Source organism: Nonomuraea sp. NPDC049695, assembly GCF_040674955.1.
Lineage (GTDB): Bacteria > Actinomycetota > Actinomycetes > Streptosporangiales > Streptosporangiaceae > Nonomuraea > Nonomuraea helvata.
Window position 1 is genome coordinate 93,761 of record NZ_JBFANV010000002.1, and the last position, 23,847, is coordinate 117,607.

The window sequence follows — 23,847 nt, forward strand, 5'->3', positions numbered from 1 at the left end:
GTCAGTTCCGGCGCGTCCGGCGTACGAACCACATGCCGGCGAACCCGAACCCGACCCCGGTCAGGCAGGTCCAGATCCACCACGTGTGCTCCGGGCCGGGGCGGAAGATCAGCAGGACGACCAGCGCGACCGCCCAGATCCCGGTGCCCACGGCGACGGCGGCGGTGTCGTTGGTCTTGATGGGCTCCGGATCGGGATGCCACTGCTGCTTCACGTTGTCCAGCCTAGCTTCCAATCGGGTCTCGATCTCATTACTGACTCTTTTCGCAGGTCACCGCGACTGTCACTCTTCGCGTCGTGAGTGACACTCGTAACGCAATAGATCGTTTCTTCGCAATCACCGCAAGAGGTTCAACAGTCTCCCGTGAGGTACGAGGTGGCCTGGCCACCTTCTTCACCATGGCCTACATCGTGGTGCTGAACCCCATCATCATTGCCAACGGCACGGACGTGCAGAAGCAGGTCATCGGCGACGGCACCACGCCCAACGTGGCGCTCGTCGCCGCCGGGACGGCCTTCGTGGCGGGCGTGCTGACGATCCTCATGGGCGTCGTCGGCAGGGTGCCCTTCGCGATGGCGGCCGGGCTGGGGCTGAACGCCTTCGTCACCTTCAACATCGCCAAGGTGATGACCTGGGAGGAGGCCATGGGCCTGGTCTTCCTCGAAGGCGTCATCATCGCCATCCTGGTGCTGACAGGGCTCAGGACGGCCGTCTTCCACGCCATCCCGGCCCAGCTCAAGACCGCCATCAGCGTCGGCATCGGCCTGTTCATCGCCCTGATCGGCTTCGTGGACGCCGGCTTCGTGCGGCGGGTGCCGGCCGGACCGCCGCTGGAGATGGGCATCGGGGGGAGCCTGACCTCGTGGCCGGTCTTCGTGTTCCTGGTCGGGCTGCTCGCCACGGCGGTGCTGGTCGCGCGTAAGGTCAAGGGCGCCATCCTGATCGGCATCGTCAGCACCACCGTGCTGGCGATCATCGTGGAGCAGCTCACCAAGTCCGGCGCATCCTCGCCCGAGAACCCCGGCGGCTGGCAGCTGAACGTCCCCACCCTCCCCAAGGAGATCTTCGGCTTCCACAACCCGCTCACGCTGTTCACGGAGTTCGACCCGTTCGGCGCGTTCAGCCGGGTGTCTGTGCTGCTGGCCGTGCTGTTCGTCTTCACGCTGCTCATCACGGACTTCTTCGACACGATGGGCACCATCGTGGGCGTCGGCCGCCAGGCGGGCCTGGTGCAGGAGGACGGGACGCTGCCGCGTACCAGGGAGATCCTGCTCGTCGACTCGATCGGCGCGGCGGCCGGCGGCGCGGGCTCCGTCTCCTCCAACACCACCTACATCGAGTCGGCCGCCGGCGTCGGCGAGGGCGCGCGCACCGGTCTGGCCAGCGTGGTCACCGGGCTGCTGTTCCTCGTGGCGATCTTCTTCGCGCCGCTCGTCACGGTCGTCCCGTACGAGGCCGCCACGCCCGCGCTGGTCGTCGTCGGCTTCCTGATGATGACCGCGATCCGCGACATCGACTGGAACGACTACGAGATCTCCATCCCGGCGTTCCTCACGATCGTCGTCATCCCGTTCACCTACTCGATCTCGAACGGCATCGGCGCCGGCTTCATCAGCTACGTGCTGATCAAGGCGGTGCGGGGCAAGACCCGCGAGGTCCACCCGCTGATGTGGGTGGTCACGCTGCTGTTCGTCCTGTACTTCGCGATCGGGCCGATCCGAGCGCTGTTCGGAATCTGAGTACGCGGGAAGAGGCCGCCCTGCGCGCGCGGGGCGGCTTCGAGGTACCAAGAAGGCAGGGCCCCGGACACCTGATTGGGGAAATATCTTGAGATGCCGTATAGTTAGCAAAGGTAATGACACATGCTAACCAACACCCAGCACAAGACAGACCTGCGCAGCGACGCAGGCCTGGCTTCAGCCCTGCGCGTCTCCTTGGCAAGGCTGACCAGGCGCCTACGACGACAGGCGGCAGCCCACTCGCTGACTCCCACACAGTTCGCGACGCTCGCCGCAGTGGAACGGCATTCCGGGATAACCCCCGGCGAATTGGCCGAGCTCGAGAAGGTACAGCCGCCCTCGATGACCCGCGTGATCGCCGCGCTCGAGGAGCGCGGTCTGGTGTCGCGCTCCCCGCATCCGAGCGACCGGCGACAGGTGACCGTGAGCGTGACCGAGGCCGCCCAGAAGCTGCTGAAGGAGGAGCGACGCCGCAAGGAGGCGTGGCTGACGCAGCGACTGAAGGAGCTCACGCCGGAGGAGCGGACGATCCTCAGGCAGGCGGCGCCGATCCTGGAGAAGCTCAGCAGGATATAGAGCCTGAAGAACCCAAGACCGGGATGTTCCGGTCTCTCAAGGTTCGTAACTACCGCATGTTCGCAGCCGGGGGCATCGTCTCCAACGTCGGCACCTGGCTGCAGCGCACCGCCCAGGACTGGCTGGTGCTCGACCTGACCCACGGCAGCGCGGCCGCGCTCGGCACGGCGACGGCGCTGCAGTTCCTGCCGATGCTGCTGTTCGGGATGTTCGGCGGCGTGCTCGCCGACCGCTACACCAAGCGGCCCATCCTCATCGCCGCCCAGTCGCTGATGGCCACGCTGGCCCTCACCATCGGCGTGCTGACCATGACGGGCGCCGCCCAGGTCTGGCACGTGTACGTGATGGCGTTCCTGCTCGGCATGATCTCCTGCGTCGAGGTTCCGACGCGGCAGGCGTTCGTGGTCGAGATGGTCGGCCGGCAGGACCTGCCCAACGCGATCGCACTGAACAGCTCGATCTTCAACCTCGCCCGCGTGGTCGGCCCGGCACTCGCCGGTGTGCTGATCTACGTGCTCGGCGGTACGGGGCCCATCTTCCTGATCAACGCGCTGACGTTCGGCGCGGTGATCTCGAGCCTGATCTTCATGCGGAAGTCCGAGCTGAACCCCGCCGCGCCCGTGCCCCGGGCCAAGGGCCAGCTCCGTGAGGGGCTCCGCTACGTGATCCAGCGCGAAGAGCTGCTCATGCCGGTGCTGCTGATCGGGTTCGTGTCGATGTTCTCGCAGTCGTTCTCGATGTCGATCGCGCTGATGGCCCGCCAGGAGTTCGGCGCGGGAGCGTCCTCGTTCGGACTGGCCTCCAGCATGTTCGCGGTGGGTGCGCTCGGCGGAGCGCTGCTCGCGGCTCGGCGGGCGCGGCTGTCGCGGAAGGTGCTGATGGCGGGGGCGCTCGGGTTCGGGCTCTTCCAGATCGCCACCGGGCTGGCCCCGTTCTACCCCGTCTACCTGCTGCTGCTGATCCCGACCGGGATCGCGCTGATCACCATCAACACGGCCGCGAACGCCAGCGTCCAGATCGCCACGTCGCCGGACATGCGGGGGCGCGTCATGGGGATCTACATGCTCGTGTTCACCGGTGGGGCTCCTCTGGGCGCGCCGCTGATCGGGTGGCTGTCCGAGCTGGGCGGTCCGCGGACGGGCGTGATCCTGTCCGGCGTACTGGTCCTGGTCGGCACCGGGCTCGCGGTGCTGATGACGCGACTGATCAGCGCCCGGGTCGCCCAGCCGGCCCCGACACTCGCCGTCGCCTGAGCTGTCCGAGCCCTGAGCCGTCCGAGCTCTGAGCCGTCCGAGTCCTGAGCTCCCTCGGCCCCGGGGTGGGACAATCGGGTGGTATGAGGCTCTTCGCCGCGCTGGTGCCACCCGACAAGGTGCTGGACGAGATCTCGCACGCCATCGCCCCGCACGTCGGGCAGGTGCCGGGCCTGCGCTGGCCCGACCGGGCCACCTGGCACATCACGCTGGGCTTCTTCGGCGAGGTGCCCGAGCACGTCCTGCCTGAGCTGGAGGTGCGCCTGGCCCGCGCCGTGCGCCGCTACAGCGCGCTCGACCTGGCCTTCGAGGGCTTCGGGGCCTTCTCGTCCGTACGCCGGGCCAGGGTCTTCTGGGTCGGCGTCACCGGCGACTCCATGACCAGGCTGGCCGACTCGGTCAAGGCGGGGGCGCGGCGGGCGGGAGCCGTACAGACCGATGAGAAGCGGTTTCACCCGCACCTCACGCTCGCCCGAGCCAAGACCGAGACGGACCTCCGCCCGCTGGTGGAGTCGCTCTCCGGGTTCAGCGGCTCGCCGTGGCGGGCGGAGCAGGTCCGTCTCGTCCGCAGTCACACCGGGCCCCAGGTGAGGTACGAGTCACTCGCCGAATGGGCGCTGGCACCCGCCGAGCGGAGCTAGGCTCCAGGGCGTGGATCGTCCTCGCCCATGGCTGCTGCCCGTCGTGCTCGGCCTGCTGCTGCTCATCGTCGTGCTCGGCGCGCTGCTGACGTAATTACCAGGCCTGATTTACCAGGCGTAGTCCTCAGGGGCCGTCCTGTGGCCTGGGAAGATCTCGTCGAGCCGGGCCAGGGTGGCCTCGTCGAGGTCGATCTCCAGGGTGCGCAGGCTGCCCTCGAGCTGCTCCAGGGTGCGCGGGCCGATGATCGGCGCGGTGACCGCCCGCTGCTTGAGCAGCCAGGCCAGGGCCACGTACGCCGGCTCCTCGCCCAGCTCGTCGCAGAGCTTCTCGTACTGCTCGATCTTGTCGCGGTGCTTCTCGAGCTGCTTGACCATGTGGTCGGCGGCCGAGCGGCCCTTGTCCATCTTGCGGAGCACGCCGCCGAGCAGGCCGCCGGCCAGCGGGCTCCACGGGATCACGCCGAGGCCGTAGTCCTCGCAGGCGGGCAGCACCTCCAGCTCGACCGTGCGGGTGAGCAGGTTGTAGTGGGACTGCTCGCTGATGAGGCCGTTGAAGTTGCGCCTGGCCGCCGTCTCCTGGGCCTTGGAGATGTGCCAGCCGGCGAAGTTCGACGAGCCGACGTAGACGATCTTGCCCTGCTGGCGCAGGATCTCCATCGCCTCCCAGAACTCCTCGAACGGGGTGTCCCGGTCGACGTGGTGCGCCTGGTAGATGTCGATGTAGTCGGTCTGCAGGCGCTTGAGCGAGGCGTCGCAGGCCTTGCGGATGTTGAGCGCGGAGAGCTTCTGGTCGTTGGGCCAGTCGCTCATCTTGCCGTTGAGCTTGGTCGCGATGACGGTCTTCTCCCGGCGCCCGCCGCCCTGCGCGAACCACCGGCCGATGATCTGCTCCGTGATGCCCTCGCCCAGCTTCCAGCCGTAGACGTTGGCCGTGTCGAAGAAGTTGATCCCCAGATCGAGGGCCCTGTCCATGATCGCGAAGGAGTCCTCCTCCGTGGTCTGCGGGCCGAAGTTCATGGTGCCGAGGCAGAGTGGGCTCACCTGGAGTCCACTGCGTCCGAGATTGACATAGTCCATGACTCAACCCTAAGGACCTGGAGCGCACTCCAGGCCATACACTAGGTCCATGATCTCGAATGGAGCGCTGAGGGAAATCCGCGCTTCATGATCGCTTTACTCCGCACCGCCGTGCCGCTCTTCCTCGCGATGATCGCGAGCATGGTCGGGTCGCTGGTGGTCACCTCGGTTCTGGGCAAGCATGACACCGTCACCCTCGCCGCGTTCGCGGTCGTGACCGCCGTGCTCAATCCCGCCACGGCCGCGGTCCAGGGCGCGCTGCGCGGGCTCGGGCCGTTCATCGCCCCTTACCGGGACGACCCGGGGGCGGCCGTGCCGATCGTGCGGGACGCGCGCTGGCTCAGCCTGGCCACCGGCCTGCTCGGCGCTCTCGCGGTGATCTGCGTGCCACTGCTCGCCAGGTCCACCGGGGTGCCCGCCGAGGTGGTGGCCGAGATGGGCCTGCTGCCGTACCTGCTGGCGGTGTATCTCCTCGTCTTCGCCTCCACCGGCGGAGCGAGCACCATCCTGATCGCCCTCGGGCGGAGCCGTAACGTGCTCTGGCCGACCCTGGTCTCCGGCGGGGTGCTCAGCGTGCTCACCGTCGCCCTGGTGCCGTCGCTGGGGCTGACCGGGGTGGGCCTGGCCTGGGTGATCTCCGGTACGGCGGCGGCCGCCACGGCCACCTACAACGTGCGGCGCGCGCTCGGGCGGCCCGTCGGGCAGGCCAGGCCCAGGGTTGCCGAGATCGTCCGCCTGGCGAAGGTCAGCATCCCGCTGGCCGGGACCGTGCTGATCAAGTTCGGCGTGCTCGGGGTCGTCACCTTCGCCGCGAGCACCACGAGCACGCGCGACACCGCCGCCCATGCGGTGCTGACCACGCTCACCGGCTTCATCATGCTGGCCTCGCTCTCCATCGCCCAGGCGGCCGTGCCGGACATGGCCCGCGCCTCCGACACCGCGCAGGTACGGCGGGTCAGCCGGACCGCGGCCCTGCTCGCCGTGACCGGGACGCTGGTCGGCGCCGGGCTGCTGCTCGGGTTCGGGGATCGGCTGCTGGTGCTGTTCAGCGATGACGCCGCGGTGCGCGAGCGCGTGCTCTCGCTGCTGCCGCTGATGCTGCTGTCGTCGATGCTCGACGGGGCCCAGGCGGTGCAGGGCTTCGGACTCACCGCGCTCAAGCGGTCCTCGTCGAGCCTGGGCAATTTCGCCGTCGGGTACGGGCTGCTGGTCGTGGCCGCCGTACCCGTGGCCAGGACCTGGGGGATCACGGGCCTGTGGGTGGCCATGGCGGTGGCCAACGGGCTCCTGGTGGTGCTCCAGGGCACCGGCTTCCACCGCCACAGCGCCAAGCTGGGGCGGGTCCTCGTCGGCTAGAACCCCGGGAGGGAGAGGTCGCCCGCCCATGCCTTGTACGTGTACTCGGCGAGCTTGCGGACCCGGCCCGTGTTGACGTCGAGCGCGTACGTGACCTCACCCTGCGTGGGCACGCCGCCCTTGTCGCGCACCCAGGAGCTGTCTTTCCGGATGTAGCTGATCACCACTTCCGTCGGGCTCTGCCAGCCGCCGATCCGCGGGAAACGGAGGTCCTTGGGGACGTCGGTGAACTTGGCCTTGGACAGGACCTTGCCGGTGGTGGCGTCGAGTGTGACGATCGCGTCGACGCCACGGGTCACGACGTTGTCCTTGATCTCCTCGCCGTCGAGGTAGGCCAGCGTGCGCCCGTCCGCGGACAGTTCGCTGACCTCCTGCGCGGACTTGTTCGACGGCGTCACCTTCCCGCCGTCGAACAGCCCCAGCCGGTCCTCATCATCGCTGACCACGACCGGGCTCCCGCCGTTGCCGATCCGCCGCACGTGCCATCCCTCGGGGATCTCGGTCACCTGGCCCGTCTCCATGTCCACCACGGAGTTCGTCCGGCCCGCCAGCCCGAGGAAACGCCCGTCGGGGGAGAGCACCAGCACCATCCCGTTCTTCACCATCGTCTCCCGTGTGACAGTCTGCGGGGTGAGCCAGATTCGGCCGTCGGCCAGGTCCCGGACCGCGAACTTCTGGTCCTTCTCGCTGTAGTACGCCACCCGCTTCCCGTCCGAGGAGATCGTCAGGGGGCCGCCGGTGTTCATGTAATTGTCGGGGGTCTGCTCGGTGTAGACGCTGAGCGCCTCGGGCATCCGGAAGCTCCCGCCGGTGCTGGTCACAAGCCGCCACTGGGCGCATTCCTGGCCGAAGGTCCGGGTATTCTTCCGGGGGTCCCACCGCCGGCCGCAGAAGTCGTAGTACGCGTACGCGGCCGGGTCCACGCCGGAGGCGGGCAGCACGTCCGCGATCTTGCCACTCATTGTGGCGTCGCCCGGGGCGATGATCAGGACGGTGGCCGTGAGCGCCGTCGCGACCAGAGATGCCACCGCCGAGCCGAACGTCGCCGCTTTCCTCCTGCGCGCCCCCCGCACGGCCCGCTCGGCCAGGTCGACCTCGGGCGCCTGGGCGGCGATCAGCTGGAGTTCGTCACGGAACCGGGTCATCGGTGGACCTCCTCGGGATCGACGTCGTGGAGCAGCTCGGCCAGCTCGGGTGAAAGGGCGCGTAAACGGCCGAGCGCGTGGTTGGTCTGGCTCTTGACCGTGCCGGGCGAGCAGCCGAGCAGGTCGGCGGTCTCGTCGATGCTGCGGTCCTCGTAGTAGCGCAGCACCAGTACGGCCCGCTGCCGTGGCGTCAGGCGCATGAGGGCCCGCTGCAGCGCCATGCGGTGCAGGCTCTCGTCCCCGGGGTCGGCCCCGGGCGCGGTCTCCGGCGGGTGCGCGGTGAGCGTTTCCGTGGCCCGCCTGCGCCGCCGCCAGGAGATGTGCTCGTTGACGAGCGCCCTGCGTACGTACGCCTCCGGATTGCCGTCGCGCGCCAGCTTCCTCCAGTGCCTGGCGGTACGCATCAGAACGGTCTGCAGCAGGTCCTCGGCCTGCGGGGCGTCGCCAGTGAGCAGGTACGCGGTACGCATCAGTGCGTGCTGACGCCCCCGGACGAACTCCCTGAAGCCCTCATATGGGTCCATGCGTCTCCTCTCACCCGCTATCAACGCGCGCGGGAGCGGCGGCGTTGGAAGGCGGCACGTGGGGCATGATGTCCGCGTGGGGGATGTCGTTTGTCGGGCGATGGGGGCTGCGGTGGCGGCCGCCTGCGTGCTGCTGGCCGTTCCCGCCCAGGCGGCGGCGGACGACGGGGGCGAGCAGCTGTTCACCTTCAAGGACCGCCGGATCACGGAGTCGAGCGGCCTGGCCGTCTCGCCGACCCACGAGGGCGTCTACTACACGCACAATGACAGCTCCGCCGCCCCCACCTTCTACGCCGTGGACGGCAAGGGCCGGACGAAGGCCACCTTCCAGGTACGGGGCGCCCAGGCCAGGGACTGGGAGGCCATGGCCGCGACCAAGGACCCGGCGACGGGGCAGGGCGTGCTCTGGTTCGCCGACATCGGCGACAACCTCGACGGGGCGTGGCCGGACGTCTCCGTCTACCGGGTGATGGAGCCGCAGACCCTCCAGGACGCCACGCTGCCCGCGACCCGCTACCGCTTCCGCTACGCCGACGGCGGACGCAACGCCGAGGGCATCATGATCAACCCTCGGACGGGCCGGCTCTACGTGGTGTCCAAGGAGTTCGCGGGGTCGGTCTACGCCGCGCCGAAGAAGCTCCGTACCGACAGGACGAACGTCCTGCGCAAGGTGGCCTCCGCGCCTCTCATGGCCACGGACGCCGCCTACGCTCCCGACGGCTCCTCGTACGTCATCCGCACGTACTTCTCCGCCACCCTCTACGAGCCCTCGGGGAAGACGATCACCAGGGTGTCGATGCCGGAGCTGAAGCAGGCGGAGTCGATCGCGTACACGGCCGACGGCAAGGCCCTCCTCACGGGGTCGGAGGGGCCCCGCAGCCCGGTCTACCGCGTCCCCCTCCCGGCCGGCACGGCAGCCACCCCCGCGCCCACTCCCACGAAGACCCGGACTCCTGCCACCCATGCGGCCGCGAGCACCGGCCAGGCACGTGCGGCAGGGACCGGCTTAACGGCCAAGAACATCCTGATCTGGCTCGCCGCCGCCGTCGCTGCCCTGGGCACCATCACCTTCATCGCCCGCCGCACCCGATGACGGTCACGGGATGAGCAGCCCCCAGTACAGGGCCCAGGGGATGAACAGGGTGCCCGCGACCGCGACCATGCGCACCCTGAGCGAGGCCGTACGCCACCGGGTGAGACAGGTGATCGCGGCGACAGTGGCGACGGCCGCGAACAGCTGGGCGGCCAGCCAGGTGACGGGACGGCCGAGCAGCATCGGGCCTGTCGTGACGCCGTAGCCGTTGGACGTCATGAGCAGGCTCGTCAGCGTGTACGCCATGACGACGATCGACAGGGCACCCGACACGGCCAGGACGCGGGCGGCCCAGGAGCCGGCGCCCAGGCGGCGCACGGCGTAGGCCAGGAAGGCCAGCAGCATCAGCGCCATGGCGCCGATCATCAGTTGCCACGACTCCCACCAGGCCGACGGCGGGGTGTCGATGCTGCGGGGCTCCTGCGCGGGGTACGGCTCCGCGCTGGAGGGCGGGACGTCTCCCGCGGCCACGCCCTTCACCCACGAGCCCACCGCCTCGGCGTACCCGGGGGTGAGGGTGCTCTCGTTCACGTGCAGCGCGTGGGGAGCGCCCGGGAAGAACTTCACGGTCAGGCTGCTGTGCACGTTCGCGCGGAACCGCTGGGCGCTCTCGGCAGGCATCACCTGGTTGTCGGCGGCGCCCCACATGGCGAGCACCGGCTGCGTGAGCTTGCCGAGCGTGACCGCCGGGTCGTAGTACGCCTCGGGGAAGAGCCCGGCGTCGGCCGCGAGCCGGTGCAGCGAGCCGGCGTACGCCCTGCGCAGCGATCCGCGCACGCCGGCACGGTCGAGCTTGTTCATCGCGTTCCAGGACTGGGTGCGCAGCGGAGCGAGACCGGGGCCGCCCACAGTGACCAGGAACTTCACGTCCTTCGATCGGACGGCCGCGATCGGCGCCACCCAGCCGCCCTCGCTGAGCCCCCACACCCCCGTGGGCCCCACGCCGGGCTGCCGCTTGAGCACGGCCAGCGCCGCCAGCGCGTCGTCGGCCAGTTGCGAGTAGTCGCGGTGTGTCTTGGAGTAGCCGGTGGCCCGCTTGTCGGGGGCCAGCACCACCATGCCCTGCTCGGCGAAGGCCTCGGCCTCGGCCCGCAGCTCCCGCCAGCTGTTGCCGGCGCCCGAGCCGTGCACGAGGAGGAGACCTGGCAGCTTGCCGGTCGCGTGCGCGGGTCGGAAGATCTCGCCGCCCAGCCGCTGTCCGTCCGTGGTCGTGAAGGTGACGTCGGTGGTCTTCAGCGACACGTCCTGGCCGGCTGGGGAGTGGAGGGATGCTGCCAGGAGAGCGGCGGCCACGAGCTTCATCGGTGTTTCTCCGTCTACGAAGTGCTGCGAACACCGATAAGTCTCGAAAAATCGGCCTTTGGGGGCATCGCCGACGCAGGCGATCTGGCCCCTCCCTCACGTGAGGGAGATGCGGGGGATACTTGTCCCTTGTGCCCGATCTGCTGAAGAAACTCAGGGAGCGCCTGCGCGCGATCCCACCGGCCGGCGTCGACTTCGCCATCGCGCTGGCCGTGCTGATCGGCCAGACCGTACCGTTCCTGTTCACGCGGAGGATGTCCGGCCCAGAACCGTGGGCCCTGGCCGAATACTGGCCGGTGCTCGCCAGCTCGCTGCCGCTGCTGCTGCGCCGCCGCTTCCCGATGACGGTGTTCGTCGTGGTGGCGGCCGCCTCGGCGGTCTACTCGCTCAAGGATCCCGACATCCCGCCCCAGCCCATCCCGTACGGCTGGTTGGCCGGTCTCTACACGGTCGCCGAGCTCTGTCCTGGCTGGCAGCGGGCGTTGGCGATCCTGCTCAGCCTGGCCCCCGGATTCACGGTCTCGCCCGCGACCTTCGTACGCAGCGCGCTGACCGCCGCGGCCGCTTACGTCATGGGCCGCGCCGTGGTGCAGCACAGGGAGTACGCGGCCCTGGTGGAGGAGCGGGCCGCCGAGCGGGAGCGGGCCAGGATCGCCCGCGACATGCACGACATCCTGGCCCACGGCATCAGCGTCATGATCGTCCAGGCCGAGGCCGGGCCGTACGCCGTGCGCAACGCGCCGGAGCGGGCAGAGCGGGCGTTCAGGGCGATAGCCGACACGGGCCGGGAGGCGCAGGGCCAGCTCCGCCGCATGCTCAACCTGCTCAGGGACGCCGACTCCGCGCGTGCCCCGCAGCCCACCCTGGGCGGTCTCCCGGACCTGGTCGCCCGGGTCTCCGAGACGGGCCCCGCCGTACGGCTGGCGGTTGCGGGCACCCCGGCCGCCCTGCCCGCGGATGCCGAGGTGGCGGCGTACCGCATCGTCCAGGAAGCGCTCACGAACATGGTCAAGCACGCCCAGGCCGCGACCGGCGAGGTCAGGCTCGACTGGAAGGACGACGAACTGATGATCACGATCTCCGACGACGGCCGCGGGCCGGCACCCGGGGGCGGCGGCCACGGCCTGGTGGGCATGCGCGAGCGGGCGGCGGCCTGCGGCGGCGCCGTCACGTACGGCGCGGGCTCCACCGGGTTCGAGGTCGTCGTCAGGCTGCCCGTCGGGGAGCCGGCGTGACCGTCAGCGTGGTGGTGGCGGACGACCAGGAGCTGGTCAGGAGCGGGTTCGCGCTGATCGTGGACTCCCAGCCGGACATGCGGGTCGTCGCCGAGGCCGGCGACGGGCGGCAGGCGGTCGAGGCGGTCCGCCGCCACGCCCCCGACGTGGCCCTGCTGGACATCCGCATGCCCGGCATGGACGGCATCGAGGCCGCCAGGGTCGTGTGCGCGGAGACGACCACGAAGGTCATCATGCTGACCACGTTCGACCAGGACGACTATGTCTACGACGCGCTCCAGGCCGGGGCGAGCGGCTTCCTCCTCAAGGACGTGCGCGCCGACGACCTCGTTCACGCGATACGGGTCGCCGTCGGCGGCGAGGCCCTGCTCGCGCCCGCGGTCGCGCGCCGGCTGATCGACGACATCGTCCGCAAGCGAGCCCGCCCCGGGCCGCCCCCTGCGGACCTGAGCAGACTGACAGGGCGCGAGCGCGAGACCCTCACCCTGCTCGGCCGTGGCCTGTCGAACCCTGAGATCGCGGCGGAGCTGGTGGTCAGCGAGCACACGGTGAAGACGCACGTCAGCAACGTGCTGACCAAGCTCGGCCTCCGCGACCGGATCCAGGCCGTCATCGCCGCCTATGAGACGGGCCTCATCCAGCCCGGAGGGTGAGCGTTGTCTGAAGGCGGCAATGTTGCGCTCCCGGCAGCGGACGGGCTAGGGCCGGAGGTCGTTGGAGAGGTTGATCCGGATCTCCGTGTTGCGGTATCCGGCGCGCCCGAACGCGGCCGCCATCGGCGCGTTGCTCACGTCGGTGGTGGCGGTGATGCGTAGCTCTCCGTTGGCCGCGTGCATGCGGGTGATCTCGCCGAGTATCTCGTCCACGTAGCCGCGCCCCCGGAACTCCGGGACCACCCCGAGGTACCCCACGTTCACGCTGTACGGCGTCGCGGAGGGGATCGCCATTCCCGCCACCTCGCCCTCGTGCGTATAGGCGATCCGCCACCACTCCCGCTTGCCCGGCGCCCTGAGATAGAAGTCCATCTCTTCGCGGGCGGTCGCGTCCACGCCCTTGGCCGCCAGGTTCGCGCGGGTCTGGGCGTCCAGGCTGCCCTCGGCGATTCTCGTGAACACCGTCAGGAACTCCTCGTCGGACGCCTCGGCGAACCGCAGCACGCCGGTCGCCGGGGGCACCCCGTCGGCGGGTGTCCACTCGAACTGCAGCCGCTCCACCTCCCGGGTGAGGCCGGCCGCGTGTGCTGCCGCCCGCCGCCATTCCACGGCCGCCGAGGTGAGCGGATCGTCGCGCCGGCCGCCGGCCGCCTTGATCGCGTACTGCACCGGCTGCGGGAATCCGGTCAGCGCGGCCCTGATCAGCTCGGCGGCGATGGCCGTGCGCTCACCCACTGCGGGGTCCACGTCGAGGCAGTCGAGTGCGACCGGGTACGCGCTGTCCCTCGGCCCCCACCACAGCGCCCGTCCCACGATCTGGTCGTCAACCTCGGCGATCCACGTCCATTCCGGCCGGTACATGTTCTCGGCCAGATCTGCGAGGTAACGGTCGGCGGGGATCCAGCCGACGGGCTCGGTCACGCTCCACGCGGTCACGCGGTCGAGGTCGGCGGCGACGGTAGGGCGGTAGGAGATCATCTGAGTAAAATACCTAACCTTTGTCATCATCTGAGCCAAATGTCCGGTCATTCCCTGAAGCCCGCCTTCGTGCGGCCGGAAGGCGGCGGCACACACCTTCATGAGGGATGAGATCGCGTCGGCGCGATGGCGGACGCAGGCTACCCGCGCCTGAACCCGCGTCACTCGGCCGTGTGCGCGAGGATGGCGGCGGCCAGTTCCTCGTGCACCTCCGGCGGCAGTGTGTGCCCCATGCCCGCCACGATCATCAGCCGCGCCCCTGGGATCTGCTCGGCGATGATCGCGCTGTGGCCCGGCTTGGCCGGCTCATGGCTGCCCTCGATGACCAGTGTGGGCGCCTTCACCTGATGGAGCACGCCCACCGGCTCGAAGTCGGGCTTGGCCATGGCGGCCAGCCGGTGGTTGGCCGCCGCCGACAGGTCGCGGGCCCGGTCGTAGATCCGTTCCTGCAGGCGCCGCGCCGCGTCCTCGTCGAACGGCAACCCGGTGCCGTGCAGCAGGCGCTGCTCGGCGATCATGCCGTCGATCCGCGCGCGCCGGTCCGCCGGTGGCGGGGCGGCCATCAGCGTACGGTAGAAGGCCACGAACTCCGGTGCCGGCTCCGGCAGGCTCCCCTCGGGCTGCGGCTGTCCCATCAGGGCCCGCATGATCACCTGGCCCTCGCCGCCGCCGAGCGGGGAGGAGCCGATGACGGTCAGCGAGCGCACCCGCTCCGGCCGCTCCACGGCGACGAACTGGCCGAGCAGGCCGCCCGCCGAGTGGCAGACCAGGTGCGCGCTCTCCAGGCCGTGGGCGTCCATCACCCGGTAGACGTCGTTCTTGATGTCGTCCCATGTGTACGGCTCCGCCTCGAAGTCGACGGTGCCCGACATGCCGGTGTCACGGTGGTCGTACCGGATCACCCGGCGGTCTCCGGCGGTCAGTCGGCCGACGAACTCGTCCGGCCACAGGATGCCCTGCGACATCGAACCCATGATCAACAGGATCGGCGCATCCGTCTCGGCGCCGAACTCTTCGCTCCAGATGTTCACGTTTTGCATGCCTCAAAGCATGCCGTCGCCGGCTACGGACGCCTTCTGTAGAACTACTGGTCGCGCCAGATCCGTAAGGGAGCTGATGCCCCGCAGGTCCGGAGAGCGGCCTCGTGACTCGAAATCGAACGTGAGTACGATGGACTCATGTATCTGCCGCCGGAGTGGCCGCCCGAGGTCCGTCCACCCAGCGTTCCCGACTGGGAGACCTCGGCCGTGGCCTGGCTGCTCGATGCCGTGCCCCCGGACTACAGGGCCTATGAAATCTTGAAACGCTTCCCTATCGCCTTGGCCAGGATGGCTTTTCACCACGTGAACGCGGCGGTTGAAGCGGCTCGGGCGGGATACCGGAGTGCCGCGGTGGATCTCAAAGGTCAGCTCCCTCCTCATGCTGTCGAGGCGGTGCTCGACGTCTATCGCGAGGAGGGACCACGTCTGGTCCGCCTGGCCCGCTCCATCGCCGTCGTGGAGCAGGCGTTGCGTGGCGACATGTTCACCGCGACCATGCGCAACTCCCGATGAGGCGCTCAAGAGGCGCGGATTCGTACGGATATGGCGGGGAGGGCCGGTTAGCGCGGAAAATCGTCATGTGACGGAGAAGATCGGGGTCGTGGGAGCCGGCATCGTCGGCCTGGCCGTGGCGCGCGAGCTGGCGAGGACCAGGGGCGCCGAGGTGACCGTGCTGGAGAAGGAGTCGCACGTCGGCGCCCACCAGACCGGGCACAACAGCGGCGTCGTGCACGCGGGCATCTACTACCCGCCCGGCTCGCTCAAGGCCAGGTTGTGCCGCGAGGGCGTGGCGCTGCTCAAGGAGTACTGCGCCGCGCACGCGCTGCCGTACGACGAGGTCGGCAAGCTGGTCGTCGCCGGTAACCAGGCCGAGCGGCCGCTGCTGAGCGCGCTGGCCGAGCGGGCGCGCGCCAACGGCGTGCCCGGCATCGCCGAGCTCGACGCGCTCGCGCTGCGCGAGATCGAGCCGCACGCGGTCGGCGTCGGCGCGATCCACTCGCCGTACACCGCGATCTGCGACTTCCCCGCCGTCGCACGCCGGCTCGCGCTCGATGTGGCGGAGATGGGCGGTTCTGTACGCCTTTCGCATCCGGTCAGGGCGATCAGGGAGCGTTCGGGAAAGGTCGAGGTGGTGGCGGCGAAGCGGAAGTTCGCCTTCGACCGCCTGGTGGTGTGCGGCGGGCTGGGGACCGACAAGGTGGCCGAGATGGCGGGGTATCCGGGTGATGTGCGGATTGTCCCGTTCAGAGGGGAGTTCTACGCGCTCAGGGGCGAGGCGAAGGACCTGGTGAGCGGGCTGATCTATCCGGTGCCGGATCCGCGGTACCCGTTCCTGGGGGTGCATCTGACGCGGCAGATCGACGGCCGGGTGCTCGTCGGGCCGAACGCGGTGCTCGCCCTGGCCTATGAGGGCTACCAATGGCGAAATATCCGTGATTTCGGGCAAATTCTCAGCTGGCCGGGGACATTGCGCATGGCCATGGCCCACTGGCGTACCGGGATCAAAGAGGCCTACGGCTCCTTCGTCAAGAAAGCCTTCCTCAACGGAGCGCGCCGCTACGTCCCCGAGCTCACCGCCGCCGACCTCGTACGAGCCCCCGGCGGCGTCCGCGCCCAGGCCGTCGCCAGGGACGGCCGCCTGCTCGACGACTTCGTGGTCGACGTGCACGGAAACATCGTCCTGGTACGCAATGCGCCTTCGCCCGCGGCCACGTCAAGCCTGGCAATTGCCCGGCATATTGCCGGAATTGTCCCAGCACCCGTCCGATGAGTGCATCCTTGAACGTGATGGAATCACGCCTACTGATCGTCGAAGACGACCCGAACATCCTCGAGCTGCTCGCCGCCAGCCTGAGGTTCGCGGGTTTCGACGTGACCACCGCCAAGAGCGGCCACGACGCCGTCGCCGCCGTCCAGCGGCACCGCCCTGATCTCGTCGTGCTCGACGTGATGCTGCCGGACCTGGACGGCTTCGAGATCGTCAGGCGGCTGCGGGGCGGCGGGCTGCACACGCCCGTGGTGTTCCTCACCGCCCGTGACGAGACCGAGGACAAGATCCGCGGGCTCACGATCGGCGGCGACGACTACGTGACCAAGCCGTTCAGCCTGGAGGAGGTCGTCGCCAGGATCCACGCGGTCCTGCGCCGTACGAGCGGCGACCTCCCGATGGCCCCGCCGCGGCTGACGTTCGCCGACATCGAGCTGGACGAGGAGAGCCACGAGGTGTGGCGCGGGGGCAACGCGGTGGCGCTGTCGCCGACCGAGTTCAAGCTGCTGCGCTACTTCATGACGAACGCCGGCCGCGTCCTGTCCAAGCCGCAGATCCTCGACCACGTGTGGGACTACGACTTCCGGGGCGAGGTGGGCATCGTCGAGTCGTACGTGTCCGTGCTCCGCCGGAAGATCGACAACCGCAGTCCCCGGCTCATCCACACCCTGCGCGGTGTCGGATACGTGCTACGCCTGCCACCGAGCCCCTGATGCGCGGCCTGCCGCTGCGGATCAAGCTCATCGCGTCGATGGTGGCGCTGCTCGGGTTCGGGCTGACCTTCATCGGTCTGGTGAGCGTCTCGGTGCTGCACGGCTATCTCCTGGATCGGGTGGACAGCCAGCTCACCCTGCTCAGCGCCCGCATGGTCAAGAAGGTCAAGAGCGACTGGCGCAATGACAGGGAGACCACCGACCGGCCGATCCTCATCGAGTCCGACGCGATCGCCCTCGTCAAGGAGCCCGGCGGCCAGTTCGTGCCGATGCTGACCGACCGCGACGTGGACGTGAAGCCGAAGCCGGTGCTGTCGCCGTCGCCGGGCTCGGACCCGTACACCACCCACGCGATCAGCGGCGACGGTGAGTGGCGGGTGCTGGAGAGCCTGGTCCAGCGGCGCACGCTCGTGGTAGCGGTGGACATGGAGGAGGTCGACGCGATCACCAGGCGGCTCGTGCTCATCGAGTTGCTGGGCGGCGGCGGCATCCTGCTCCTGCTGGCCGTCGTGGGCATCACCATCGTGCGGCGGAGCATGCGCCCGCTCGGCCAGATCGAGCGCACGGCCGAGGCCATCGCCGGGGGAGAGCTGGGCCGCCGGGTGCCGGACGCCGACCCGCGTACCGAGGTGGGACGCCTGGCCAGGTCGCTGAACGGGATGCTCGCCCAGATCGAGGCCGCCTTCACGGCGAGGTCGGCGTCCGAGGCGGCGGCCCGCCGCTCCGAGGACCGCATGCGCCAGTTCGTCGGCGACGCCTCGCACGAGCTGCGCACCCCGCTGACCTCGATCCGCGGGTTCGCCGAGTACGCCAGGCAGAACCCCGGCGCCGACCCCGCCGAGCTGATGCAGCGCGTGGAGAAGGCCGCGGGCCGGATGAGCCTGCTGGTGGACGACCTGCTGCTGCTGGCCAGGGTGGACCAGCAGCGGCCGCTCAAGATGCGCCCGGTGGACATGCTGGCCCTGGCCGCGGACGCCGTGCAGGACGCGAGGATCCTCGCGCCCGACCGGATCATCAAGCTGGACGTGGTCGGCGGCGCGGCTCTGATCGTCTCGGGCGACGAGGTACGCCTGCGCCAGGTCATCAGCAACCTCGTCAGCAACGCGATCATCTACACCGAGCCCGGCTCGCCGATCATCCTCCGGGCCGGGGCGGGCGCGGACACGTTCTTCCTCGAGGTGGTCGACCAGGGCCCGGGGCTCACCCCCGAGCAGGTCGAGCGCGTCTTCGAGCGCTTCTACCGCGCCGACTCCGCCAGGTCGCGCCGCCGTTCCGGCGAGGACAGGGGCAGCGGGCTCGGCCTGGCCATCGTGCAGGCGCTCGTCCACGCCCACGGCGGCACGGTGACGGTGGAGAGCTCGCCGGAGGCCGGCTCCACCTTCCGGGTCGAACTCCCACTTGCCTTGGAGTGAGCCTTCAGCTAACCCTCAGGTCGCTGAGTCACTCTAAGTAGGTGATGAAACCCGAGGCGCTGATCATGGTGGTGGACGACGAACCCAGCATCCGGGACCTCCTGTCCGCCAGCCTGCGCTTCTCCGGGTTCGAGGTGCTGACCGCCGCCGACGGCCAGGAGGCCGTCGAGGTGGCCGATCGGACCTCGCCCGACCTCGTGGTGCTCGACGTGATGCTGCCGGACCTGGACGGGTTCGAGGTGGCCAAGCGGATCGACGCGCCCGTGCTGTTCCTGACCGCCCGCGGCGACACCGAGGACAAGATCGCCGGGCTGCGGGTGGGCGACGACTACGTGACCAAGCCGTTCAGCCTGGAGGAGGTGCAGGCCAGGATCCGGGCCGTGCTGCGGCGCACGCGCGGGGAGGGCGCGCCCGCCAGCAAGCTCAAGGTGGCCGACCTGGAGCTGGACGAGGACGCCCGCGAGGTGTGGCGGGCCGGGCGGCAGGTACGCCTGTCGCCGACGGAGTTCAAGCTGCTGCACTACTTCATGGTCAACGCGGGCCGCGTGCTGTCGAAGGCGCAGATCCTGGACCACGTGTGGAACTACGACTTCGGCGGCGACGCTGGTGTCGTCGAGTCGTACGTCTCCTACCTCAGACGCAAGGTGGACGACGTCGAGCCGCGCCTCATCCACACCCTGCGCAGCGTCGGCTACGTGCTGAGAGAGCCGCCCACAGGCTGAACGCGGCCCACCGTGGGTAGCGTGAATCTATGGACCTGCTGGGCGCGTTGGAGGCGCTGCGTCGGCCGCTGGATCGCGAGCTGTTCCCCCTGGCGGTCGGCGAGGCGGCGGCCGACCGGCGCGCGCAGCGCGAGCTCGCCGGACAGCTCGACGACTACCTGCTGCCCCGGCTGCGCGCCCTCGACGCGCCGCTGCTGGCCGTCGTCGGCGGGTCCACGGGGGCGGGCAAGTCCACGCTGGTCAACTCGCTGGTCGGGGCCGACGTGACCGAGCCCGGCGTGCTGCGGCCCACCACGCTGGTGCCCACGCTCGTGGTCAGCCCGGCCGACCGCGCCTGGTTCATGGGCCAGAACGTGCTGCCCGGCCTGTCCCGTGCCACGGGCACCGGACCAGGAGAGCTGCGCGTGGTCCCCTCCGACGCGCTGGGTCCCGGTCTCGCGCTGCTCGACGCGCCCGACATCGACTCCGTGGTGGTCGCCAACCGGGAGCTCGCCGCGCAGCTGCTGGCCGCCGCCGATCTGTGGTTGTTCGTCACGACCGCCGCCCGCTACGCCGACGAGGTGCCGTGGAGCTTCCTGCGCTCCGCCCGCGAACGCAGCACCGCCCTGGCCCTCGTACTGGACCGGGTGCCCCTGGACGCGGTCGACCCCGTCTCGCGCGACCTGTCCCGGCTCCTCGCCGAGAACGGCCTCGAAGGCACCCTCCTGTTCACCATCCCCGAGGCCGTGCTCCCCTCCGAGCGGGCCAGGCTGCCCGCGGAAACCGTGCGGCCCGTCTCGTCCTGGCTCACCGGGCTGGCCGCCGACGCCCAGGAGAGATCCCGCGTCGTACGCCAGACACTGTCGGGAGCGCTCGACAGCCTGGCCACCCGGGTTCCCGCGCTGGCCGAGGCCGTCGAACGCCAGCAGGCGGCCTTCGAGGGCCTGCGCTCGATCGTGGCAAGCGCGTACGCGGGCGGGCTGGCCGACTTCGATGCGGGCATGCGTGACGGGTCGCTGCTGCGCGGCGAGGTGCTGGCCCGCTGGCAGGACTTCATCGGCACCGGCGATCTCATGCGCTCCCTGGAGAGCCGGGTCGGCCGGCTGCGCGACCGGATCGTCGGCTTCTTCACGGGGCGGATGCCGGAGCTCCAGCTCAGGGACGCCCTGGAGAGCGGCGTGGAGGCGCTCATCAGGGGCGCCGCCGACGGGGCCGCCGAGCGCGCCCTGGAAGGCTGGGCGGCCGCGCCCGGCGGTCCCGGCCTGCTGGAACGGCTCGGCCCCATGGAGGCCGCCCGCCTCGGCCGCGCCTCGCCCGACCTGGGCAAGCGCTCGGAGTCAGCGGTCCGCAAGTGGCAGGAGTTCGTCCTGGATCTCGTACGGGAGGAAGGTTCGGAGAGGCGGACGGCCGCCCGCGTGGCGTCGTTCGGGGTGAACGGGGCGGGGCTGCTGCTCATGCTGGCCGCGTTCGCCTCGACGGGCGGGCTGACCGGGATCGAGGTCGGCATCGCGGGCGGGACGAGCCTGCTGTCGCAGAAGCTGCTCGAGGCCGTCTTCGGGGACCAGGCAGTGCGTACGCTGACCGTGTCCGCACGGGCCGACCTGCGGGATCGGGTGCAGAGGCTGCTGGATGAGGAGTCCTACCGGTTCACGGCCCAGCTGGAGGCGGTGGAGCCGCCCAGCGGGACGGCGAACGCGCTCCTGGTGGCGGCCGAGCGCGTCCACATGATGGAGAAGCCATGAAGCTGCTCCGCAGGAAGGAAGGCCCGTCTCTCGACTCCCGGCTGGCGGCCCTGTTCGAGGCGGCCTCGCTGGCCGAGGGGCGGCTGGCCGAGGAGGCGGTGTCCGGCGCACGCGCGGTCGCGGAACGGGCCGGGGCACGCCGTGACCTCTCGATCGACCACACGGTGGCCGCGCTGGCGGGCGCGACGGGCAGCGGCAAGTCCTCGCTCTACAACGCCCTGGCAGGAGAGGACCTGGCGGCGGTGGGTGTCGTGCGGCCCACCACCTCGACCGCGCAGGCAGCGCTATGGGACGGCGAGGGCTCCGGCCCGCTGCTGGACTGGCTGGACATCCCCCAGCGCCACTCCACCGCCCCCACCCCCGACTTGTCCGGACTTATCCTCCTGGACCTCCCTGACCACGACTCCATCCGGCTCTCCCATCGCCTGGAGGTGGACCGCCTGGTGGGGCTGGTGGACCTGCTGGTCTGGGTGGTGGACCCGCAGAAGTACGCCGACGCGGCCCTTCACGACCGTTACCTGCGCCCGCTGGCCGCGCACCGGGACGTGATGCTGGTGGTGCTCAACCAGGTCGACCGCCTCCCCGCGCAGGCCGTCGAGCGCTGCCTCGCGGACCTCCGCCGCCTGCTGGACGAGGACGGCCTGGCGGGCGTCCCGGTCCTCGCCGTGTCCGCCCGTACCGGCGCGGGGCTCGGCGAGCTCCGCTCCCTCCTCGGCGACCGCGTCGCACACCGCAGGTCCTGGTCCACGCGCCTGGCCGCGGACATCACCACCGCCGCCACCCACCTCGGCGGAGCAGCGGCGGAGGGCGGCGCAGGGCGGGCGGTGGGGATGGACCGGGCGCTCACTGGCGCGCTGTATGACGCGGCCGGGGTGCCGCTGGTCGTGGAGGCCGTGGCCAAGGGACATCGGCACCGTGCCGTCGTCGCCACGGGGTGGCCCGTCACCCGCTGGATACGCAAGCTCAGGCCCGACCCGCTGCGCAGACTGCGCATCGGCGCCACCGTCCCGGCAGGCACGCGTCCGAGCGAACCACAGGCTGTTCTGTCGACCAAGCCACAGGGCGAACCGGCGGACGAGCCGTCGGCCGAGCGGCCGCCGTCGGCGTCGGGGGCGGGGATCGTCGGCCGTACGTCCGTGCCGGCGGCCTCGGCCGTACAGAGGGCGAAGGTCGAGACGGCGATCAGGGACGTCGGAGAGGCGGCCGCGGCGGGTCTGTCCGGCCCGTGGGCGGCGGCGGTGCGGCAGGCGGCGCGGTCCCGTTCCGGGGAACTGGCCGATGCGGTGGACCGGGCGGTGGCCATGGACTCCGTCCGCGCCACCAGGCGTCCCAGGTGGTGGCGGGCCGTGAACGTCCTGCAGTGGCTGGTGTTCGCGGCCATGCTCGCCGGTGCCTTGTGGCTGGGCGGGCTGTTCGCGATGGACTACCTGCGCCTGCCCCAGCCGCCGCTGCCGACCGTGGGCGTGGTGCCGTGGCCGACGGTGCTGCTGCTGGGCGGGGCACTCGCCGGCGTGCTCATCGCGTTGCTGTCGCGGCTGGCCGCGTGGGCAGGCGGAAGGAGAAGGGCCAGGCGTACGGCCAGAGCCCTGCGTACGGCCATCGGCCAGGTGAGCGACGAGCTCGTACTGGCCCCCGTAAGAGCGGAGCTCGACCGGTACGCCCGCTTCACCGAGGCAGTCGACCGAGCCCTAGGCGGCACGTGACGGCCGGAGCAGCAGGGCCGCCAGCCCCGCCCCTACCACCGCGAACCCGGACGCCGCCAGGAAGGGCGCCGACGCCCCTGACCGCTCCACGATCACCCCAGCCGCCCCCGACCCCAGAGCTCCCCCGACGCCGATGGCCGTGGAGATCCACCCGAACGCCTCCGCCTGGGCCGCCGGCGCCAGCTCGTCCACCAGCAGCGAAGACGTGGTCAGCGCCGGATTGAGCACCAGCCCGCCGCCGAACAGCACCGCCCAGAACAGCGGCCACGCGTCCACCACAGCCAGCGGCGCCAGCACCACGCCGAGCACCAGCATCAGCCCGACGATCCGCACCCCGGCCCCGGACCGCCAAGAGCGGGCGCCGTAGGCGGCGGCCCCCGCGATCCCGCCCAAGGAGAGCGCCGCCACCAGCGGCCCGGTCGCCGCGGGCACCTCACGCGCGGCGGCCAGCGCGGGCACGCCCACCTGCAGCGCTCCTATCGTCCCGCCGAGCAGCAGCACCACGGCCAGCAGCACCGGCATCCGCCGATCCGCGAACACCTGCCCGCGCTCCCGCGAGGGCACGTCGGGCCCGGTCCGCAGCGCGCGGGCGAAGCCCAGCGTCCCGGCTCCGGCCACCACAGCCACGAGGCCCAACCCCAGCGGAGCTCCGGAAACCGCCGTGCCCCCGGACGCGGGCATGATCGCGATCAGCGTCCCGAACGCCAGCGGTCCCAGGAGCATGGCCAGATCCTGCACCAGGTACACGAGGCTGTAGGCGGCCGTACGTCCCGCGCCCGCCATCCGGTGGCCCCACTCGATCCGCATGCTGACGGAGATCGGCGGCAGCCCGGCCCCCGCCACCCAGGCCAGCGCCACCACGATCCACCAGGGCCAGCGGCCGGCGCCCACGACCAGCGCGACGAGCGCCGCCACGTGCAGCAGCGCAGTGGCGGCCAGCACCGGCCCCGACCCGCTCCGGTCCATGAGCCGCCCCTGCACCGGGCGGCCCATCCCCGCTCCCACGGAGAACGCCGCCGCGGTCACCCCGGCCAGCGCCGGCGACCCGCTCGCGCCCTGCACCACCAGCACCATCCCCACTGGCGCGACCTGCTGGGTGAGCTGCGCCAGGAACCCCAGGACGGCCTGGGCCGGCACGCCCGGCAGCCCGAGCAACCTGCGATACGGCACCGGCTCCATATGCCGCAGGCTATTC

The 23,847-nt window shown here is 70.6% G+C and carries 23 protein-coding genes; 15 read left to right on the forward strand and 8 right to left on the reverse strand.

Features of this window, described 5'->3' with window-relative positions; translation table 11 throughout:
* Position 1: 1 nt before the first annotated feature.
* On the reverse strand, positions 2 to 214 hold the full coding sequence (locus tag AB0J64_RS02585) for a DUF2530 domain-containing protein (RefSeq protein ID WP_364019440.1): 213 nt from the start codon (positions 212 to 214) through the stop codon (positions 2 to 4).
* An 83-nt stretch (positions 215 to 297) separates the two neighbouring features.
* Between AB0J64_RS02585 and AB0J64_RS02590 the strand changes: the two genes are divergently transcribed.
* The 4 genes from AB0J64_RS02590 (at position 298) to thpR (ending at position 4,210) form a co-directional block, all read left to right on the forward strand.
* Positions 298 to 1,740: an NCS2 family permease gene (locus tag AB0J64_RS02590; RefSeq protein ID WP_364019443.1), complete on the forward strand. Its 1,443-nt coding sequence runs from the start codon at positions 298 to 300 to the stop codon at positions 1,738 to 1,740.
* Positions 1,741 to 1,863: 123 nt separating this feature from the next.
* Entirely contained in the window at positions 1,864 to 2,316 is a 453-nt protein-coding gene (locus AB0J64_RS02595; protein ID WP_357604128.1) for a MarR family transcriptional regulator, read from the forward strand.
* 23 nt (positions 2,317 to 2,339) lie between these two features.
* The gene (locus AB0J64_RS02600; RefSeq protein WP_364019447.1) at positions 2,340 to 3,569 is read left to right on the forward strand and encodes an MFS transporter; all 1,230 of its coding nucleotides are present in this window, start codon (positions 2,340 to 2,342) and stop codon (positions 3,567 to 3,569) included.
* An 83-nt stretch (positions 3,570 to 3,652) separates the two neighbouring features.
* Positions 3,653 to 4,210 (forward strand): RNA 2',3'-cyclic phosphodiesterase, encoded by a 558-nt coding sequence (thpR, locus tag AB0J64_RS02605; protein ID WP_364019450.1) that lies wholly within the window; start codon positions 3,653 to 3,655, stop codon positions 4,208 to 4,210.
* Between the two features lie 108 nt (positions 4,211 to 4,318).
* Here the strand turns inward: thpR and AB0J64_RS02610 are convergent, their stop codons facing one another.
* The gene (locus AB0J64_RS02610) at positions 4,319 to 5,287 is read right to left on the reverse strand and encodes an aldo/keto reductase (RefSeq protein WP_364019453.1); all 969 of its coding nucleotides are present in this window, start codon (positions 5,285 to 5,287) and stop codon (positions 4,319 to 4,321) included.
* Positions 5,288 to 5,374: 87 nt separating this feature from the next.
* Here AB0J64_RS02610 and AB0J64_RS02615 point away from each other — a divergent pair, with 87 nt between their 5' ends.
* Entirely contained in the window at positions 5,375 to 6,643 is a 1,269-nt protein-coding gene (locus tag AB0J64_RS02615; protein ID WP_364019456.1) for an MATE family efflux transporter, read from the forward strand.
* Here AB0J64_RS02615 and AB0J64_RS02620 read toward each other — a convergent pair.
* On the reverse strand, positions 6,640 to 7,788 hold the full coding sequence (locus AB0J64_RS02620; protein WP_364019459.1) for a hypothetical protein: 1,149 nt from the start codon (positions 7,786 to 7,788) through the stop codon (positions 6,640 to 6,642). The two genes, AB0J64_RS02615 and AB0J64_RS02620, sit on opposite strands and share 4 nt — an antisense overlap.
* A complete protein-coding gene (locus AB0J64_RS02625) occupies positions 7,785 to 8,312 on the reverse strand; it encodes a SigE family RNA polymerase sigma factor (RefSeq protein ID WP_364019462.1) in 528 nt (175 codons plus the stop codon). Before AB0J64_RS02625 ends, AB0J64_RS02620 begins: the two co-directional genes overlap by 4 nt.
* A gap of 76 nt (positions 8,313 to 8,388) precedes the next feature.
* Between AB0J64_RS02625 and AB0J64_RS02630 the strand changes: the two genes are divergently transcribed.
* Complete coding sequence (locus tag AB0J64_RS02630) at positions 8,389 to 9,405, forward strand: hypothetical protein (protein WP_364019464.1); 1,017 nt, start codon at positions 8,389 to 8,391, stop codon at positions 9,403 to 9,405.
* A 3-nt stretch (positions 9,406 to 9,408) separates the two neighbouring features.
* Here AB0J64_RS02630 and AB0J64_RS02635 read toward each other — a convergent pair whose 3' ends face one another.
* Positions 9,409 to 10,707, reverse strand: coding sequence for an alpha/beta hydrolase (locus AB0J64_RS02635; RefSeq protein WP_364019467.1), 1,299 nt, complete (start codon positions 10,705 to 10,707; stop codon positions 9,409 to 9,411).
* A 131-nt stretch (positions 10,708 to 10,838) separates the two neighbouring features.
* On the opposite strand from AB0J64_RS02635, the gene AB0J64_RS02640 reads away from it, so the two are divergent.
* Both AB0J64_RS02640 and AB0J64_RS02645 read left to right on the forward strand, forming a co-directional pair.
* Positions 10,839 to 11,942 carry a histidine kinase gene (locus AB0J64_RS02640; protein WP_364019470.1) on the forward strand — a complete coding sequence of 368 codons (1,104 nt, stop codon included), beginning with the start codon at positions 10,839 to 10,841 and terminating at the stop codon, positions 11,940 to 11,942.
* Positions 11,939 to 12,595: a response regulator transcription factor gene (locus AB0J64_RS02645; protein WP_364019473.1), complete on the forward strand. Its 657-nt coding sequence runs from the start codon at positions 11,939 to 11,941 to the stop codon at positions 12,593 to 12,595. The genes AB0J64_RS02640 and AB0J64_RS02645 overlap by 4 nt, the downstream gene beginning before the upstream one ends.
* Positions 12,596 to 12,640: 45 nt before the next feature.
* Here AB0J64_RS02645 and AB0J64_RS02650 read toward each other — a convergent pair whose 3' ends face one another.
* Complete coding sequence (locus AB0J64_RS02650) at positions 12,641 to 13,573, reverse strand: GNAT family N-acetyltransferase (protein ID WP_364019476.1); 933 nt, start codon at positions 13,571 to 13,573, stop codon at positions 12,641 to 12,643.
* Positions 13,574 to 13,734: 161 nt separating this feature from the next.
* Positions 13,735 to 14,613, reverse strand: a complete 879-nt coding sequence (locus tag AB0J64_RS02655; RefSeq protein WP_364019479.1) for an alpha/beta fold hydrolase — start codon at positions 14,611 to 14,613, stop codon at positions 13,735 to 13,737.
* A 138-nt stretch (positions 14,614 to 14,751) separates the two neighbouring features.
* Between AB0J64_RS02655 and AB0J64_RS02660 the strand changes: the two genes are divergently transcribed.
* From AB0J64_RS02660 to AB0J64_RS02690, 7 genes are all read left to right on the forward strand, one after another.
* Positions 14,752 to 15,126, forward strand: a complete 375-nt coding sequence (locus AB0J64_RS02660) for a hypothetical protein (RefSeq protein ID WP_364019482.1) — start codon at positions 14,752 to 14,754, stop codon at positions 15,124 to 15,126.
* 67 nt (positions 15,127 to 15,193) lie between these two features.
* Positions 15,194 to 16,384, forward strand: coding sequence for an L-2-hydroxyglutarate oxidase (gene lhgO / locus AB0J64_RS02665; protein ID WP_364019485.1), 1,191 nt, complete (start codon positions 15,194 to 15,196; stop codon positions 16,382 to 16,384).
* Between the two features lie 17 nt (positions 16,385 to 16,401).
* Positions 16,402 to 17,094, forward strand: coding sequence for a response regulator transcription factor (locus AB0J64_RS02670; protein ID WP_364019488.1), 693 nt, complete (start codon positions 16,402 to 16,404; stop codon positions 17,092 to 17,094).
* Complete coding sequence (locus AB0J64_RS02675; RefSeq protein WP_364019491.1) at positions 17,094 to 18,506, forward strand: HAMP domain-containing sensor histidine kinase; 1,413 nt, start codon at positions 17,094 to 17,096, stop codon at positions 18,504 to 18,506. The genes AB0J64_RS02670 and AB0J64_RS02675 overlap by 1 nt, the downstream gene beginning before the upstream one ends.
* Positions 18,507 to 18,550: 44 nt before the next feature.
* On the forward strand, positions 18,551 to 19,228 hold the full coding sequence (locus AB0J64_RS02680) for a response regulator transcription factor (protein ID WP_345002255.1): 678 nt from the start codon (positions 18,551 to 18,553) through the stop codon (positions 19,226 to 19,228).
* A 29-nt stretch (positions 19,229 to 19,257) separates the two neighbouring features.
* Positions 19,258 to 20,949: an ABC transporter gene (locus tag AB0J64_RS02685; RefSeq protein WP_364019494.1), complete on the forward strand. Its 1,692-nt coding sequence runs from the start codon at positions 19,258 to 19,260 to the stop codon at positions 20,947 to 20,949.
* A complete protein-coding gene (locus AB0J64_RS02690) occupies positions 20,946 to 22,652 on the forward strand; it encodes a YfjP family GTPase (RefSeq protein ID WP_364019497.1) in 1,707 nt (568 codons plus the stop codon). The genes AB0J64_RS02685 and AB0J64_RS02690 overlap by 4 nt, the downstream gene beginning before the upstream one ends.
* On the opposite strand, the gene AB0J64_RS02695 is transcribed toward AB0J64_RS02690, so the two are convergent.
* A complete protein-coding gene (locus AB0J64_RS02695; protein ID WP_364019500.1) occupies positions 22,638 to 23,831 on the reverse strand; it encodes an MFS transporter in 1,194 nt (397 codons plus the stop codon). The genes AB0J64_RS02690 and AB0J64_RS02695 overlap by 15 nt on opposite strands.
* Positions 23,832 to 23,847 lie beyond the last annotated feature (16 nt).

What these genes read in the sequence shown, in the direction of transcription:
- AB0J64_RS02595 (WP_357604128.1), top strand. Translation starts at nt 1,864, where the DNA reads ATGCTAACCAACACCCAGCACAAGACAGACCTGCGCAGCGACGCAGGC.
- AB0J64_RS02600 (WP_364019447.1), top strand. Translation starts at nt 2,340, where the DNA reads ATGTTCCGGTCTCTCAAGGTTCGTAACTACCGCATGTTCGCAGCCGGG.
- thpR (WP_364019450.1), top strand. Translation starts at nt 3,653, where the DNA reads ATGAGGCTCTTCGCCGCGCTGGTGCCACCCGACAAGGTGCTGGACGAG.
- AB0J64_RS02610 (WP_364019453.1), bottom strand. Translation starts at nt 5,287, where the DNA reads ATGGACTATGTCAATCTCGGACGCAGTGGACTCCAGGTGAGCCCACTC.
- AB0J64_RS02615 (WP_364019456.1), top strand. Translation starts at nt 5,375, where the DNA reads ATGATCGCTTTACTCCGCACCGCCGTGCCGCTCTTCCTCGCGATGATC.
- AB0J64_RS02620 (WP_364019459.1), bottom strand. Translation starts at nt 7,788, where the DNA reads ATGACCCGGTTCCGTGACGAACTCCAGCTGATCGCCGCCCAGGCGCCC.
- AB0J64_RS02625 (WP_364019462.1), bottom strand. Translation starts at nt 8,312, where the DNA reads ATGGACCCATATGAGGGCTTCAGGGAGTTCGTCCGGGGGCGTCAGCAC.
- AB0J64_RS02635 (WP_364019467.1), bottom strand. Translation starts at nt 10,707, where the DNA reads ATGAAGCTCGTGGCCGCCGCTCTCCTGGCAGCATCCCTCCACTCCCCA.
- AB0J64_RS02650 (WP_364019476.1), bottom strand. Translation starts at nt 13,573, where the DNA reads ATGATCTCCTACCGCCCTACCGTCGCCGCCGACCTCGACCGCGTGACC.
- AB0J64_RS02655 (WP_364019479.1), bottom strand. Translation starts at nt 14,613, where the DNA reads ATGCAAAACGTGAACATCTGGAGCGAAGAGTTCGGCGCCGAGACGGAT.
- AB0J64_RS02660 (WP_364019482.1), top strand. Translation starts at nt 14,752, where the DNA reads ATGTATCTGCCGCCGGAGTGGCCGCCCGAGGTCCGTCCACCCAGCGTT.
- AB0J64_RS02670 (WP_364019488.1), top strand. Translation starts at nt 16,402, where the DNA reads ATGGAATCACGCCTACTGATCGTCGAAGACGACCCGAACATCCTCGAG.
- AB0J64_RS02675 (WP_364019491.1), top strand. Translation starts at nt 17,094, where the DNA reads ATGCGCGGCCTGCCGCTGCGGATCAAGCTCATCGCGTCGATGGTGGCG.
- AB0J64_RS02680 (WP_345002255.1), top strand. Translation starts at nt 18,551, where the DNA reads ATGAAACCCGAGGCGCTGATCATGGTGGTGGACGACGAACCCAGCATC.
- AB0J64_RS02685 (WP_364019494.1), top strand. Translation starts at nt 19,258, where the DNA reads ATGGACCTGCTGGGCGCGTTGGAGGCGCTGCGTCGGCCGCTGGATCGC.
- AB0J64_RS02690 (WP_364019497.1), top strand. Translation starts at nt 20,946, where the DNA reads ATGAAGCTGCTCCGCAGGAAGGAAGGCCCGTCTCTCGACTCCCGGCTG.
- AB0J64_RS02695 (WP_364019500.1), bottom strand. Translation starts at nt 23,831, where the DNA reads ATGGAGCCGGTGCCGTATCGCAGGTTGCTCGGGCTGCCGGGCGTGCCG.